Below are 14,262 nucleotides of genomic sequence, written 5' to 3'. Positions count from 1 at the left end.
ATGATTCGTATACGTAGTCATGAAGTTCGGTCGGCGTGTGGCGCGCCGCGCTCGGTCAGCGCCAGGCGGTCTGTCCGCCGTCGACGACGAAGCAGGCGCCCGTCGTCCACGCAGAGGCGTCGGAGGCCAGGAAGCACACGGCCTCCGCGACCTCGGCAGGCAGGCCGAACCGCTTCAGCACGTAGGTGTCGAGGGCGTCGGCCCGCGCAGCCGCCGGGTCGGCGGTGGAGGCGAGGATCCGGTCGGTCATGGCAGTCTCGATGGCGCCGGGCGCCACCGCGTTGCAGCGGATGCCACGCTCCGCCAGGTCGACCGCGGTGCTCCGCGTCAGCTGGACCAGACCGGCCTTGCTGGTCGTGTAGGCCGGGCTGGCCGCTGCACCCACGAGGCCCAGCTGCGAAGCCACGTTCACGATGCTGCCACCGTTCGGCATGCTCGAGGCGAGCTCGCGGGTCAGCAGGAAGGGCGCGGTCAGGTTGATCGCCATCACCAGGTTCCACAGGTCGAGCGACATCACGTCGACGGCGGTGTCGGCGGCGAGCACGCGTTCGTGCACCCCGGCAGCGTTGACCAGCACGTCGATCTCCCCGGCCCGGTCGACGGCTTCGCTCGCCAGCTGGACGACGGCGTCCGCCTCGCCCAGGTCGGCGGCCAGGACGACGGTCGCGGCGCCGGCGGCCTCGACCTGCGAGGCCACCGCCGACAGCTCGGCTCCCGGGCGGTCGGCCAGGAGGACGGACGCGGCACCGGCACCGGCCGCGGCGATCGCGACGGCGGCACCGATGCCGCCCGCGGCCCCGGTGACCAGGACGCGACGTCCGGTGAGTGAGGCGTCACTCATCGGCGCACCACATCGCCTCGGACCTCACGCCGCCACCTTCTTGCGCTTGCGGCGGCGCTCGGGGATCTTCGCCAGAGCGACTGCGAGGATGAGAGCCCCGCCGTAGAACAGCTGCTGGACGTAGGAGGCGGCGCCGAGGATCTGCAGACCGGTGATGCCACTGACGAGGAAGAACACCGCGATGAACGTGCCGACGGGGTTGAACCGACCCGGCTGCACGGCGGTCGATCCGAGGAAGCACGCCGCGAAGGCGGGCAGGAGGAAGCCGAGTCCCGACGTCGGGTCGGCGGCTCCCTGGCTGCCGGTGTAGATGATGCCGGCAAAGGACGCGATGACTGCGGCCCCGACCATCGCACCCCACTGGATGCGCGCCACCGGCACCCCGCTGAGGCGCGAGACCTCGGCGTTGCGGCCCACGAACAGCATGCGGCGACCGAGCGCGGTGAACACGAACAGGTAGGCCAGGAGGAGCGTCAGGACGACGCCGTACCAGAACCCCAGCGCGATGCCCGCGAAGCGGTAGTTCGCCGAGAGGTTGATGAGGGTCGAGCTGACACCCGAGTACGTCTGACCGTTGGAGATCGCCAACGCGAGGCCCTGGAGCACCGTGGCGATGCCGAGGGTCGCGATGAGGGAGTCGATGCCGAGCCCGACGATCAGGAAGCCGTTCACCATGCCGATGACGACGCCGACCGCCAGAACCACGAGGACCGCGACCCCGAGCGACAGTCCGGCCTCGACCTGCAGCACGGCGAGCAGCACGGAGGAGAACGCGAGGTTCGCCGCGACCGACAGGTCGAGGTTGCCCGTGACGAGCGGCAGCAGCAGTCCCAGCGCAAGCAGCAGGAGGACCGCCTGCGACCCGAAGATCGTCTGGAAGTTCGCCGCGCTCAGGTAGATGTCGGGACGTAGCGCACCGAACACCACGATGACGACCACCCAGGCGATGAGCAGCGCCCAGCGCTGTCCGAGGTCGCGCCAGCGCGGCCCGCCTCTCCGGGCGGCCGGCGGCGATGCCTCCGCCTGCTGGTCGGCCTTCTTCTTCTCCTCGGCCAGTGCGCTCATGCGGGTGTCCCCTCGTGCTGGTGCTGCGGTTCGGTGATGGTCGCGGTGTTGTAGACCTGCTCGACCAGGTGGTCCTTCTCGATGGCGTCGCCGCTCAGCTCCGCAGCGATCCTGCCGCGGGCGACCACCACCACGCGGTCGCAGATCCGGGCGAGCTGCTCGCAGTCGGAGCTGGCGCAGACCACGGCGGTGCGGCGCTCGCGAGCCGCGTCGAGCGCCGCGAAGATCTGCTCGCGAGCGCCCACGTCGACACCCTGCGTCGGCTCGTGCAGCAGGAGCACGTCGGGTTCGGTGGTGAGCCACTTCGCCATGAGGGCCTTCTGCTGGTTGCCGCCGCTGAGCGAGCCGTACATCGCCTCGGGCCTCGCGGGCCGGACGTCGTACTCCTCGATGAGGCGCACGCCGTCACGTCGAAGCGCGTCGCGACGCAACATCCAGGGACGGTGTCGGTCGATCGCCTGCATGGTGATGTTGTCCGCCAGCGTGAGGTCGCCGACTGCACCCTCGCGCTTGCGATCGCCCGGCACGAACGCCATCCCGGCCGAGAGCGCGGCCCGAGGGTCGAAGGACGACAGGTCGTGGTCGACGCCGCCCGCGCGCACGGTCCCCTCGGCGTCGGACAGCGCGCCGAACAAGGCGTACGGCACGTGCTCGAAGCCGGAACCGTTCAGGCCCGTCACGCCGAGCACCTCACCCTCGCGGACCTCGATGTCGATGCCGTCGAGCAGCGAGGTGCGCACGGACCTCGCGCCGAGGACCACGTCGCCGCGGCCGTCGTGCGCGCGGAGCTGGCCCTGGTGGCGAGCCAGCTGCTGCCCGACGATCATCGTGACGAGCTCCTCGTCGCTCACCTCGGCCGTGACGGCCGTGCCGGCGATGGCACCGTCCCGCAGGACGGTGACGTGCGACGTCAGCTCGCGGACCTCGTCGATGTCGTGAGAGACGAACAGGACGCTCGTCCCCTTCGACGCGACGCTGCGCACGAGCGCGAACAGGCGCTCGACGCCCTCGCGCGGCAGGAAGACGGTCGGCTCGTCGAGGACGAGCAGCCCGCGCCGGTCGCTCTCCTGGATGTGGTGGACCGCGCGGACGATGGCGAGCAGCGCCCGGTCCGTCGGCTCGAGCGAGGCCACCGAGGCCCGCGTGTCGACGTGCAGTCCGTGGCGCTCCAGCACCTCCTGCACCCGGGCCCGGTCCCGACGCCACCGCAGGTAGTACGAGCCCGAGCGGGCCGTCTGCGGCAGGAGGAAGTTGTCGAGGACGGTCATCTCCTCGATGAGGCCCAGGTCCTGGTGCACGAAGCTGAACCCGACGGCGGCGAAGTCCACGAGCGGGAGGCCCTGGGGGTCACCCTCGACGAGGACCTCGCCACCGTCCGGGTCGTAGGTTCCGCTCAGGACCTTGATGAGCGTCGACTTGCCCGAGCCGTTCTGGCCGAGCAGGCCGTGGATCTCCCCGTGTGCGATGGAGAGATCCACGCCCTTGAGCACCTGCACGCCGACGAACGACTTGGTGATGCCGCGGAGGACGACGTTCGCCTCGACGTCCGTGTGACCGAGCTGCACAGGTGCTCCCATCTCGATCAGCTCCCGGTCTGCCAGAGGTTCTCGTAACCCTCGACGTAGGCGTCGCCGTAGCCGTCCTCGTTGTTCGGCGGCGTGCCGGTCTCGTCGACGTTGGAGTCGTCGATGATGCGCAGCGGCGTCTTCTGGTCGCCGCCCTCGGTGGGCTCGACGCCCGAGAGGATGCGGAACGACTGGTCGACGACCGACCACGCGAGCCAGTTGATGCTCTCACCGACGTCCGCGGCGAGGATGTCGCCGTCCTGGATCTGCTTCACGTTGGCCGGAGTTCCGTTGTAGGCGGTCATCTTGACCGATCCACCCTTGCCGGCGGCCTGGATCGCGGCGATCGCCGGGACCGTCTGGTCGTCGTAGCTGGCCATGACCCAGTCGGTGTCGGGGTTCTTCACCAGGTAGGACTGCACCTCGGGCTTGATGTTGGTGCCCCACTGACCGACGGGCACGTCGATCACGCCGGGCTCGAGCTCGGGGCACAGCTCGGCGAACTCGTCCTTCATCCCCTTGAGGATGTGCTTGGACGCGAGGAGGTCGTTGGTGGTGATGATGAGTGGCTTCGCCTCGCAACCGGACTGCGCGACGACGTAGTCGGCCTGGAGCTGGCCCGAGCGGGCGAACGGCACCGTGGTGGTCGAGGCCAGCAGGTCCTTCACCGCGGCCGGGGGCTCCTCGCCGTCCTGGTAGGTGTGGGTGGCGATGACCGGGATGCCGGCGCGCTTGGCGCGCTGGAGCGCCGGGATGATCACCTCGGGGTTGATGCCGGAGTGCGCGATGATCAGGTCGGCCTTGACCTGGATGCCGTAGTCGATGCCCTTGGACCACTCCGTCGGCGTACCGCCGTTCTGGTAGTTGACCCACTTCACGCCGTACTTCTTCGCGACGCGCTCCATCTCCACGTCGACGGCCTTGACGTAGGGGATCTGCTCGGTGATCGGGACGTTGACGATCGTCTTGCCCTCGGCCTTCGTCACATCGAACGCCGGGGCGTCGAGGGTGAAGGTGGGGATGGCGGAGGCCTCGTCGACCTTGGCCTGCGCTGCCTTCTGGGCGTCGCTCTGCTCACCGCCGTCGGACGACGACGACGAGTCGGACGCCGTACTGCACGCGGTCATCACGGCGGCGGACAGCAGCAGGGCCACGGCGGCACCACCGGTGCGACGCAGTCGGCCTGGAGTTCTTGGGGTCATGTCTCTCTCCTGATGGGGTGGGTCGACGTCGTCCGCGGCCGACGGCCGGGATGCGGCGTCCGTCCGGCCTGCACCGCGGGCGCGGCCGACCGTTCGTCCTTGGGCTCGTGGGCCCCCCGCCCTCGGGCTGCGGAGGAGGAGAGATGCCCGCCCGCTGGTGCGGCGAGACCACGGTGCAGCGACTCCGACATCTCTCCTCCTCTCAACGATGTATACGTATACAACTCGGTGACGCAGACCCTGTCAAGGGTTTTTGTGCCCTGCATCACGAACGTGACGGCGACGTCACGTGAACGTCACACGACGGAGCGCGCCTCGGTGATCCAGTCCAGCTCGACACCGTTGTGGCCCGCCGCGCGGACGTCACCGGACCGTGCGTGACCTTCGAACAGCTCCACTCGCGCCGCGCGACCGCAGAGCTCGCCCAGCGCCGCGCTCGAGGCCGGATCGGTGACCTCCTGGTAGGTGACGGTCTTGAGGTACTTGCCCACCCACAGGCCGCCGGTGTAGCGCGCACTGCCCCGCGTCGGCAGGGTGTGGTTGGTGCCGATGACCTTGTCGCCGTAGGACACGCAGGTGCCCTCCCCGAGGAACAGCGCGCCGTAGTTGCGCATCTCGGTCAGGGCTCGACGCGGCTCCTGCGTCAACACCTGGACGTGCTCGCTCGCGAAGCGGTCGGCCAGCGCGTAGGCCTCGGTGAGGGAGTCGACGACGATGACCTCGCCGTGGTCCCGCCAGGCCGGTCCCGCGTTGTCGTTGGTCGACATCCCGGGCAGCAGGCGCTCGACGTGCGCGATGACCTCCTCGCCCAGCTCGCGGCTGGTGGTGATGAGCACGGCCGGCGAGTCCGGGCCGTGCTCGGCCTGGCTCAGGAGGTCGACGGCCACCACGAACGGGTTCGCGTGGTCGTCCGCGATGACCAGGATCTCCGTGGGCCCGGCGAAGAGGTCGATGCCGACCTCCCCGTAGAGCTGACGCTTGGCCTCGGCCACGTAGGCGTTGCCGGGACCGGCCAGCATGTCGACCTTGCCGATGGTCTCGGTGCCGATGGCCATCGCAGCCACGGCCTGGACGCCGCCGAGCAGGTAGATCTCGTCCGCACCGGCGAGCGCCATCGCGGCGATCGTGGGAGCAGGCACCTCGCCACGGATCGGCGGCGTGCAGGCGGTGGTCCGCTCCACTCCGGCGACCTTGGCGGTCACGACGGTCATGTGCGCCGAGGCGAGCAGCGGGTAGCGACCACCTGGGACGTAGGCGCCTGCCGCCTCGACCGGGACGTGCTTCTGGCCGAGGAGGACGCCCGGCATGGTCTCGACCTCGAACTCCTTCATCGAGTCGAGCTGGTGCTGCGCGAACTCGCGGACGTTGGCCTGCACCGTCACGATGTCGTCGCGGACCTGCTGCGGGACCGAGGAGACGATGCGGTCGATCTCCTCGGCCGAGAGCCTGAAGCTCTCGGGCTCCCAGGAGTCGAACTTCGCCGACAGCTCACGCACGGCGGCGTCGCCGCGGGTGCGCACGTCCTCGATGATCGAGGCGACGGTCTGGGAGACGACGAGGTCGCGGGTGCCGGCCGACGCGTCGCTGCCGGTGGGCTTCTTGAGGTGTTCCATGGGGGTGCTCCGTTCGGTGAGCGGCGGGCGCCGCGGCGGGGTGGGAGGTGTCGGTTCGGGGCTAGGAGGTAGCGGCGAGCGAGCGCAGGTGCTCGAGGACCTCGTCGAGGCTGCGGACGTCGGCGTACTTGGCGTCGAGGTCGAACAGGGCCGCGTCGTGCGGGCCGGCCGCGCGGTCGCCGACCGCCTCCCGGACCACGATCGGCACGAAGCCCGACTGGATGGCGTCGAGGCTGCTCGCCCGGACGCAGCCGCTCGTGCTCAGGCCGGCGACGATGACGCTGTCGACGCCCATCTCCTCGAGCGTCTCCTTCAGGCCGGTCCCGAAGAACGCGCTGGCGAACTTCTTGCGGATCACGAGCTCGCCGTCACGCGGCGCGAGCTCGTCGCAGATCTCGCCCGCCTCGGTGTCGCCGACGAAGTTCTGCAGCGCACGCACCTTGCGGAAGAACGGGCCGCCCTCGGTGGGGTCCTCGTAGTGCACGACCGTGTACAGCACCGGCACGTCGGACTCCCTGGCCGTCTCGACGAGCGTCGTCGCGGCGGCCAGGGCGTCCTCCACCCCGGCGTAGAGGGGGTTGCCGGGGGTCAGGTAGGCCTTGACGAAGTCGACGACCAGGACGGCCGGCCGCTCACCGAAGCCCAGACGCTGGTTGAAGCCGGACTGGCGGTAGTCCTCGTCGAGCGCGTTCATGCGGAGGCTCCGTCCCGACCGGCGGACGAGGCGGCGACCTGCACCGGCGGCACGAGGCCGTCGGGGAGGGCGCCGAAGTCGAAGCCGAGCGCACCGGTCCGTGACGCGGCGAGCTCCTCGCGCAGCACCGCCGTCGCCTCCGGGTCGCCGGCGACGACGCCGTACTCGGCGCGGGCCGCTTCCTTCGACACGAGCCCGCGGGCGATGTCCTGCTCCACGGCGGCCACCGGCCGCTGCAGCGGATCTCCCCAGCCACCGGCTCCGGCGGTGCGGAAGACCAGGCGGTCGCCCGGCTCGACCTTGATGTTGTCGCGCTTGGAGGGCAGCTCCTCGCGGGTGCCGTCGGCGCGCACGATCAGCTTGGAGGAGCTCCCGCCGGCTCGTCCGCCGCCGATGCCCCACGGCTGCAGGGTCGCACGGTCGTCGTTGACGCCCACGAAGCCCGGGCGACGGAACAGGTACTCCCGCTCGATCCCGGCGCCGCCACGGTGGAGACCGGCTCCGCCGGAGTCGGTGACCGGCTCGTAGCGCATGGCGACCAGGGGGTAGTTCGTCTCCATGTACTCCGCCGGGGTGCTTCGGAACTCCGGCCACCAGGAGTGACCGTCGAGGCCGTCGCCGGCCTTGCGGCCGGGCAGCCCGCCGAACAGCAGCTCGGTCATCTGGAAGTACTCGCCGTCCTCGGCGTAGCCGGAGTAGACGAGGTGCGGGCTGGTGCCGTAGCCCGCGCCCATCGAGAGGTCGGGGGCCTTCTGGCCGAGCGCACCGGAGATGCAGTCGAACAGCCGGGTGTGGACGTTGAGCCGGTTGGACAGCGGGGCGGGGAAGTTCGGGTTGAGCAGCGAGCCCTCGGGCAGCGTGACCTCGAAGACGCTGTTGTAGCCGTCGTTGAAGAGGATGCTCGAGTCGAACGCCATGATCATGTAGACGCCGAAGAACAGCTTGCAGAGGTTCTCGTGGATGAGGAAGTTGATCGAGCCCGGAGCCTGCGGGTCGGTGCCCGTCCAGTCGAAGTAGGCCGTGTCGCCCTCGCGCCAGACCGTGAGCTGCAGCTTGAACGGACCGTTGCCCGCGCCGTCGTCGTCGACCCAGTCCCAGAAGACGACCTTCTCCTCGGGGACGTACTTGCGGATCAGCGTGATCATGGCGACGCGCGTGCGCTCGAGCAGCGCGTCGCAGGCCGCCGAGTAGGTCGGCTGGCCGTGACGGTCGCAAAGCTCGACGACGCGGCTCGCGGCACGCTGGCAGGCGCCGATCAGGCCCATGATGTCGCTGCGAACGATGTCGGGGACGCGCGTGTTGTTGAGGATCAGCGCAACGACCCCCTCGTTCAGCACGCCGCCCTCGACGATCTTGACCGGCGGGATGCGCAGGCCCTCGTCCCAGATGGAGTGCGAGTCGGCCGTCTGCGTGCCGGGCGAGGTGCCGCCGATGTCCAGCACGTGTCCGAACTGGCTCGCGTAGCCCACCAGGCGCTCGCCGTGGAAGATCGGGACGATCACGAGGATGTCGTTGGTGTGCGAGATCGAGCCGCGGCACAGGTACGGGTCGTTGAGGATGTAGGCATCACCCGGTGCGACCGTGTCGAAGCGCGCCACGACGTCGGGGATGTAGGAGCCGAACTGGCCCACGATCATCTGGCCGCGCTCGTTGGCGATCATCGGGAACTCGTCGTGCTGCTCGCGGATCGACGACGACATGGCCGAGCGCCGCAGCACCTCGTCCATCTCGATGCGGATGTTCTTGAGCGAGTTCTCGATCAGGTCGAGGGTGACCGGGTCGATGGCGGACGTCGTGGTCATCGGGACTCCTCGAGCAGCAGGTTGAAGAAGGTGTCGACGCGCGCGCGGTGCCCGGGGAGCACCAGCACGGTCGAGTCGTACTGGGTGATGACGGCCTTGCCCTCGACGCACATGCCCGGCTGGAGCAGGGCGCGGTCGTAGATCGGCACGTCCTGCAGGGCACCGTCGACCCACGACGGCTGGCTGCCGACCCGCGCGGCGGACGCGTCGGGAGCGACCTCGGTGCCGGGCTCCAGGTCGACCTTCTCGGTGCGGCCGATGCCACGCGAACGGACCGTGACGACCTCGACGCTCGCCGGGAGCTCGAAGCCGTAGAGCCGGACGTGCTCCTCGTGGAAGCGGCGGGTCAGGTCGTCCAGCTCGAGGGTCGCGGCGGTGTCGGCGTCGATCTCGACGGTGATCTCGTACCCCTGGCGGCGATACCGCATGTCGAAGACGTAGCGGACGCTGCGGTCGGCGGCGGGGACGCCCTCCTCCTCGAGCCACGCGTCAGCGCGGCCGCCGAGCTCGGCGAGCGTCGCGCGCAGGGCCTGGACGTCGATCGACTCGACCGGCGAGAGGTAGGCCTGCGCGAACTCGTTCTGCACGTCGGCGACGACGAACCCGACTGCCGACAGCACGCCGGCCTCCGGCGGGATGATCACCGGGAAGCAGCCGAGCTCGGCGGCGAGCGCGTTGGCCTGCAGGCCCCCCGCGCCGCCGAAGGACAGCAGCGAGAACTCCCGCGGGTTGAGGCCGCGCTGCACCGTCACGGCGCGCAGCGCGCCGAGCATGTTGCCGTTGACGATGTCGATGACGGCCTGAGCCGCACTGTGCACGTCCACGCCCATCTCGGCGGCGAGCGGCTCGTGCGCCTTCATCGCGGCGTCGGCGTCGAGCGTCATGTCCCCGCCGAGCAGGGTGGTCGGCAGGTGGCCGAGCACCAGGTTGGCGTCGGTGACGGTCGGCAGCGTGCCGCCGCGGCCGTAGCAGGCCGGCCCCGGCTGGGCGCCCGCGCTCTCCGGACCCACGCGCAGGCCGCCGGTGACCTCGGAGACGTTCGCGATCGATCCGCCGCCGGCGCCGATCGTCTCGACGTTGATGGCGGGGGCGCGCACGGGGAAGGCCGCGACCTTGGTCTCGCGCGTCACCTCGGGCACGCCGCCCACGCAGACCGCGACGTCGGAGGACGTCCCGCCCATGTCGAAGGTGATGATCTTGTCGAACCCGGCGCGCTGGGCCACGTACGCGGCACCGTTGACGCCACCGGACGGTCCGGACAGCGCCGTCTGGATCGGGTGCTCCTGGGCGCCGCCGACCGACATGAGGCCGCCGTCGGAGCGGACGACCTGCAGGCTCGCGCTCACGGGGACGTCGCGCAGGGCCGTGTCGAGCGTCGACAGGTACCGCTGCATCACGGGGCCCAGGTAGGAGTTGAGCACGGTCGTGACCGCACGCTCGTACTCGCGGAACTCCGGGCTGACGTCGCTCGACAGCGAGACCGGGATGTCGACGCCGAGGTCGGCGAGCACCTTGCCGGCGATCTTCGCGACCTGCTCCTCGTGGGCCGGGTGGGCGTAGGCGTGCATCAGCGAGATGGTCAGGGCCTCGATGCCCTCGTCGACAAGCTCGCGCACCTTCTGCTGGACGTCGGCCTCGTCGAGCTCGAGGATCACCTCGCCGTCGGCGGTGATGCGCTCCTCGAGGGCACGCACTCGCTCGAAGGGGACCACGGGCTCCGGCGGGGCGTAGTTGAAGAAGCCGAAGAGCGGACCGGGCGTCCAGCTGTCGGCGAGGTGCAGGATGTTGCGCCAGCCGTGGCTCGTGAGCAGGCCGACCCGCGAGCCCTTGTCCTCGAGCAGCGCGTTGGTCGCGACGGTCGTGCCGTGCAGCACGGCGTCGAGCTGCTGCGGCTCCAGGCCCGCCTTCGCGCAGATCTCCTGGATGCCGCGGATGACGCCCTCGGCCTGGTTGCCCGGCGTCGACGGTGTCTTGGCGAGCCAGAACCGGGAGCTCTCGGAGTCGTGCAGGAAGAGGTCGGTGAAGGTGCCTCCGACGTCCACGCCGATGCGCAAGGTCATGTCTGTTCAGCTCCTGTGTCGTCCCGGTGGGGAGGGGTGGTCATGGTGCGGTCGACGAGGCGAGGACCTCGCGCACGTCGACGAGGTGTCCGTGGAGGGCCGCGGCGGCGGCCATGGTCGGGGAGACGAGGTGCGTGCGCCCTCCGGCGCCCTGACGACCCTCGAAGTTGCGGTTGGAGGTCGACGCGCACCGCTGGCCGGCCGACAGGCGGTCGTCGTTGATCCCGACGCACATCGAGCAACCGGGCGTGCGCCAGGAGAGCCCGGCGGCCTCGAAGACCTCGCCGAGGCCCTCCTCCTCGGCCTGGCGACGGACCGCCGCGGAGCCCGGGACGACCATCGCCTCGACGCCGGGGGCGACGTGACGACCGCGCAGCACGTCGGCCGCGGCGCGCAGGTCCTCGATGCGGCCGTTCGTGCACGAGCCGATGAACACCCGGTCGATCGCGACGTCCTGGAGCGCCTCGCCCCCCTGCAGTCCCATGTACTCCAGGGCGCGACGCGCGGCGTCGGGGTCGGGCTGATCGTCCGGCAGCGGCACGCGCGACGTGACGGGCACGCTCATGGCGGGCGTCGTGCCCCAGCTGACCATGGGCACGACGGAGGTGGCGTCGACGTGGCGCATCGCGTCGAAGGCCGCGTCGGGATCGCTGCGCAGTTCGGCCCAGGTGGCGACGAGCTCGTCGAGACCCTGGTCCATCGCCGCCACGAACGGGCGGTCGCGCAGGTAGGCGTACGTGGTCTCGTCCGGCGCGACCATGCCGATCCGACCACCCATCTCGATGGTCATGTTGCACAGGGTCATGCGACCCTCCATCGACAACCGGCTGACGGTGTCGCCGCGGTACTCGACCGCGTAGCCCGCGGCGCCGCCCGTGCCGAGCTCGTGCATCAGGGTCAGGGCCAGGTCCTTGGCGGTGACGCCGGGGCCGAGCTCGCCGCTCACCTCGACGAGGAGCGTGCGGGGCCGCTGCTGGGGGAGGCATTGGGTGGCGAGGACGTGGGCGATCTCCGAGGTCCCGATGCCGAACGCCAGGGCGCCGAACGCGCCGTGCGTGGAGGTGTGGCTGTCGCCGCAGACGATCGTCATCCCCGGCTGCGTGAGGCCCAGCTCTGGGCCGATCACGTGGACGATGCCCTGACGGGGGTCACCGACGCCGTACAGCGGGACGCCGAAGTCCTCGCAGTTCTGCGTCAGGGTCTCGACCTGCAGGCGTGCCGTGTCGTCGGCGAGCGCGAGCCCACGGCCCAGTGTCGGCACCGCGTGGTCGGCGGTCGCCAGGGTCAGGTCCGGGCGCCGCACCGGTCGGCCGTCGAGCCGCAGCTGGCTGAACGCCTGCGGGCTCGAGACCTCCTGCACGAGGTGCAGGTCGACGTAGAGCAGGTCGGCCTCACCCGGCGCGGACCGAACCACGTGCTGGTCCCAGACCTTGTCGAAGAGGGTGCCGGTCATCAGTACATCACCAGCCCGGAGGAGACGTTGACGTCCTCACCGGTGATCGCGGATGCCGCGTCGCTGGCGAGGAAGACGACGGTAGCCGCCACGTCCTCGGCGGTGGTGAACCGCTTGAGCGGGGTGCCGTCGAGCAGCTCCTCGCGGACGGTGGCCACGTCGGAGCCGAGCGCCGTCGCCTGGTTCTCGATGACCCACTCGAGCCGCTCGCCCGCGACGAACCCCGGCGAGACCACGTTCGCGCGGACGCCGTGCTCGCCGAGGTCGAGGGCGAGCGTCCGGCACAGACCGACCATCGCGAGCTTGGTGGCGGCGTACGGGGCCCGGTGCAGCAGTGGACGCTTCCCCGTCATGGAGCCGATCACCAGCACAACGCCCCGGCCGGCCTCGACCATGTGGGGCGTGGCCGCGCGGATCGACAGGAAGGTGCCGGTGAGGTTGACGTCGACGACGTCGTCCCACTGCTCGTCGGTGACCGACCACAGGGCCGCCGACGGACCACCGACGCCGCTGTTGCACACGAGCACGTCGAGCGCGCCGAAGGACTCGACGACCTGGGCGAAGGCGGGCGCGACCTGCTCACGCACGGACAGGTCGAGCGCGACGGCGAGTCCCTCGCCGCCACGGGCGACGATGTCGTCGACCGTGCCCTGCGCGTCCTCGACCCGGCGCGCCGTGACGGCGACACGCGCCCCGGCCTCGGCCGCCGCCAGGGCGATCTCGCGGCCGATGCCACGAGCGCCACCGGTGACCACCGCGACGCGACCCGCCAGAGGGGGGGTGTGCGGTTGGTCCTCACGCATGCGGTCTCCCGTCTCAGTGGGCGGCTGCCGCCCTGGATCCGGATGTTCCGGTCCTTCGCTCGGTGTCTGTATACGTATACAAGCATCGCGCTGCCGCGTCGTCAACGCTTTCGCGAGACAATCTCACAGAGCGACGAAGGGGTAGAGCCCACGTGGCTGAATACGTATACTCGACCGCGACCGCCGACGCCGAGCACCGGCGGCCCACGCCCCATCTTCTCCCCGACGACAGGACCGCCATGACGACGACGCCCCGCACCAGCCCCGGCGACACCCTGCGGGGCCTCCTCGACCGCGACGGGGTCCTCGCGGCACCCGGCGGCGGCACGCCCTTGGAGGCGCACTGCGCCGCGGCGGCCGGCTTCGAGGCCTTCTACCTCAGCGGGTACGCCGTGGCGGCGTGGCGCCACGGCCAGCCCGACCTCGGCGTCACCGGCATGACCGACGTCGTCGACGCGGTCGCGGCCATCACGACGAGCACGCCCGTCTCGGTCATCGTCGACGCCGACACCGGCTACGGCGACGTCACCGCCGTCGCGGCCACCGTGCGCCGCCTGGAGCAGGCCGGCGCCGCGGCGGTGCAGATCGAGGACCAGGTCGCGCCCAAGCGGTGCGGCCACATGCAGGGCAAGGAGGTCATCCCGGTCCTGCAGATGGAGCGCAAGGTCGCCGCCGCCGTGCGGACCCGCGCCGACGCCCTCGTCATCGCCCGGACGGACGCGCTGGGCCCGCTCGGCGTCGACGAGGCGATCGAGCGGGGCAAGCGCTACCACGACCTCGGTGTCGACGCCGTCTTCGTCGACGCGCCCGAGAGCCGCGAGCACCTGGAGCGCATCGCCACCGAGATCCCGGGCCGGCTGATCGTGAACCTCACCGAGTCCGGCCGCACCCCCATCCTGCCGCTCGAGGAGATCGACGCGATGGGCTACGCGATCGCGCTGTACCCCACGGCCGCGCTCCGGCTCGCGGGGCGCGTCATCTCCGAGCTCTACGCCGGGATCCGCGACGCGGGGTCGACCGCCGCGTGGCAGCCGCAGATGATGAGCCTCGACGAGATGAACGCCCTGATGGGCCAGGGTCGCGTCGACGACCTCGAGGCGGCCGTCCTCACCCAGCTGCCCGAGCGGGGCTGACCCGCCCGGGCCCGGCCCGGCACGCGGCACC

General features: G+C 70.8%; 11 protein-coding genes. 1 reads left to right on the top strand and 10 read right to left on the bottom strand.

The genetic code is table 11. The annotated features are described in order from the left end of the window. Positions 1 to 55 precede the first annotated feature (55 nt). The 10 genes from ASF35_RS04380 to ASF35_RS04335 all read right to left on the bottom strand — a co-directional run bounded on the left by ASF35_RS04380 (position 56) and on the right by ASF35_RS04335 (position 13,098). Complete coding sequence (locus ASF35_RS04380; protein ID WP_055963353.1) at positions 56 to 841, bottom strand: SDR family NAD(P)-dependent oxidoreductase; 786 nt, start codon at positions 839 to 841, stop codon at positions 56 to 58. Positions 842 to 865: 24 nt separating this feature from the next. Next, positions 866 to 1,906, bottom strand: coding sequence for an ABC transporter permease (locus ASF35_RS04375; RefSeq protein WP_055963350.1), 1,041 nt, complete (start codon positions 1,904 to 1,906; stop codon positions 866 to 868). Next, on the bottom strand, positions 1,903 to 3,483 hold the full coding sequence (locus tag ASF35_RS04370; protein WP_082480329.1) for a sugar ABC transporter ATP-binding protein: 1,581 nt from the start codon (positions 3,481 to 3,483) through the stop codon (positions 1,903 to 1,905). The genes ASF35_RS04375 and ASF35_RS04370 overlap by 4 nt, the downstream gene beginning before the upstream one ends. A 5-nt stretch (positions 3,484 to 3,488) precedes the next feature. Beyond that, a complete protein-coding gene (locus ASF35_RS04365; RefSeq protein WP_055963343.1) occupies positions 3,489 to 4,673 on the bottom strand; it encodes a sugar ABC transporter substrate-binding protein in 1,185 nt (394 codons plus the stop codon). A 296-nt stretch (positions 4,674 to 4,969) separates the two neighbouring features. Beyond that, the gene (gene hisD / locus ASF35_RS04360) at positions 4,970 to 6,286 is read right to left on the bottom strand and encodes a histidinol dehydrogenase (protein ID WP_055963340.1); all 1,317 of its coding nucleotides are present in this window, start codon (positions 6,284 to 6,286) and stop codon (positions 4,970 to 4,972) included. 61 nt (positions 6,287 to 6,347) lie between these two features. After that, positions 6,348 to 6,980: an isochorismatase family protein gene (locus tag ASF35_RS04355; protein WP_055963337.1), complete on the bottom strand. Its 633-nt coding sequence runs from the start codon at positions 6,978 to 6,980 to the stop codon at positions 6,348 to 6,350. After that, a complete protein-coding gene (locus tag ASF35_RS04350) occupies positions 6,977 to 8,782 on the bottom strand; it encodes a hydantoinase B/oxoprolinase family protein (RefSeq protein ID WP_082480331.1) in 1,806 nt (601 codons plus the stop codon). The genes ASF35_RS04355 and ASF35_RS04350 overlap by 4 nt, the downstream gene beginning before the upstream one ends. After that, on the bottom strand, positions 8,779 to 10,842 hold the full coding sequence (locus tag ASF35_RS04345) for a hydantoinase/oxoprolinase family protein (RefSeq protein WP_055963334.1): 2,064 nt from the start codon (positions 10,840 to 10,842) through the stop codon (positions 8,779 to 8,781). The genes ASF35_RS04350 and ASF35_RS04345 overlap by 4 nt, the downstream gene beginning before the upstream one ends. Positions 10,843 to 10,882: 40 nt before the next feature. Next, entirely contained in the window at positions 10,883 to 12,295 is a 1,413-nt protein-coding gene (gene leuC, locus ASF35_RS04340) for a 3-isopropylmalate dehydratase large subunit (protein WP_055963331.1), read from the bottom strand. Then, positions 12,295 to 13,098, bottom strand: coding sequence for an SDR family NAD(P)-dependent oxidoreductase (locus ASF35_RS04335; protein ID WP_055963328.1), 804 nt, complete (start codon positions 13,096 to 13,098; stop codon positions 12,295 to 12,297). The genes leuC and ASF35_RS04335 overlap by 1 nt, the downstream gene beginning before the upstream one ends. Before the next feature lie 152 nt (positions 13,099 to 13,250). On the opposite strand from ASF35_RS04335, the gene ASF35_RS04330 reads away from it, so the two are divergent. After that, entirely contained in the window at positions 13,251 to 14,231 is a 981-nt protein-coding gene (locus ASF35_RS04330; protein WP_156364874.1) for an oxaloacetate decarboxylase, read from the top strand. Positions 14,232 to 14,262 lie beyond the last annotated feature (31 nt).

This window comes from Aeromicrobium sp. Leaf291, from assembly GCF_001423365.1.
In the GTDB taxonomy this organism is placed as follows: domain Bacteria; phylum Actinomycetota; class Actinomycetes; order Propionibacteriales; family Nocardioidaceae; genus Aeromicrobium.
This window is presented reverse-complemented; position numbering and strand designations above follow the sequence as displayed.

Coding starts and splice junctions, on each gene's coding strand:
- ASF35_RS04355 (WP_055963337.1), bottom strand. CDS start 6,980: ATGAACGCGCTCGACGAGGACTACCGCCAGTCCGGCTTCAACCAGCGT.
- ASF35_RS04365 (WP_055963343.1), bottom strand. CDS start 4,673: ATGACCCCAAGAACTCCAGGCCGACTGCGTCGCACCGGTGGTGCCGCC.
- ASF35_RS04380 (WP_055963353.1), bottom strand. CDS start 841: ATGAGTGACGCCTCACTCACCGGACGTCGCGTCCTGGTCACCGGGGCC.
- ASF35_RS04350 (WP_082480331.1), bottom strand. CDS start 8,782: ATGACCACGACGTCCGCCATCGACCCGGTCACCCTCGACCTGATCGAG.
- leuC (WP_055963331.1), bottom strand. CDS start 12,295: ATGACCGGCACCCTCTTCGACAAGGTCTGGGACCAGCACGTGGTTCGG.
- ASF35_RS04345 (WP_055963334.1), bottom strand. CDS start 10,842: ATGACCTTGCGCATCGGCGTGGACGTCGGAGGCACCTTCACCGACCTC.
- ASF35_RS04370 (WP_082480329.1), bottom strand. CDS start 3,483: ATGGGAGCACCTGTGCAGCTCGGTCACACGGACGTCGAGGCGAACGTC.
- ASF35_RS04335 (WP_055963328.1), bottom strand. CDS start 13,098: ATGCGTGAGGACCAACCGCACACCCCCCCTCTGGCGGGTCGCGTCGCG.
- ASF35_RS04375 (WP_055963350.1), bottom strand. CDS start 1,906: ATGAGCGCACTGGCCGAGGAGAAGAAGAAGGCCGACCAGCAGGCGGAG.
- hisD (WP_055963340.1), bottom strand. CDS start 6,286: ATGGAACACCTCAAGAAGCCCACCGGCAGCGACGCGTCGGCCGGCACC.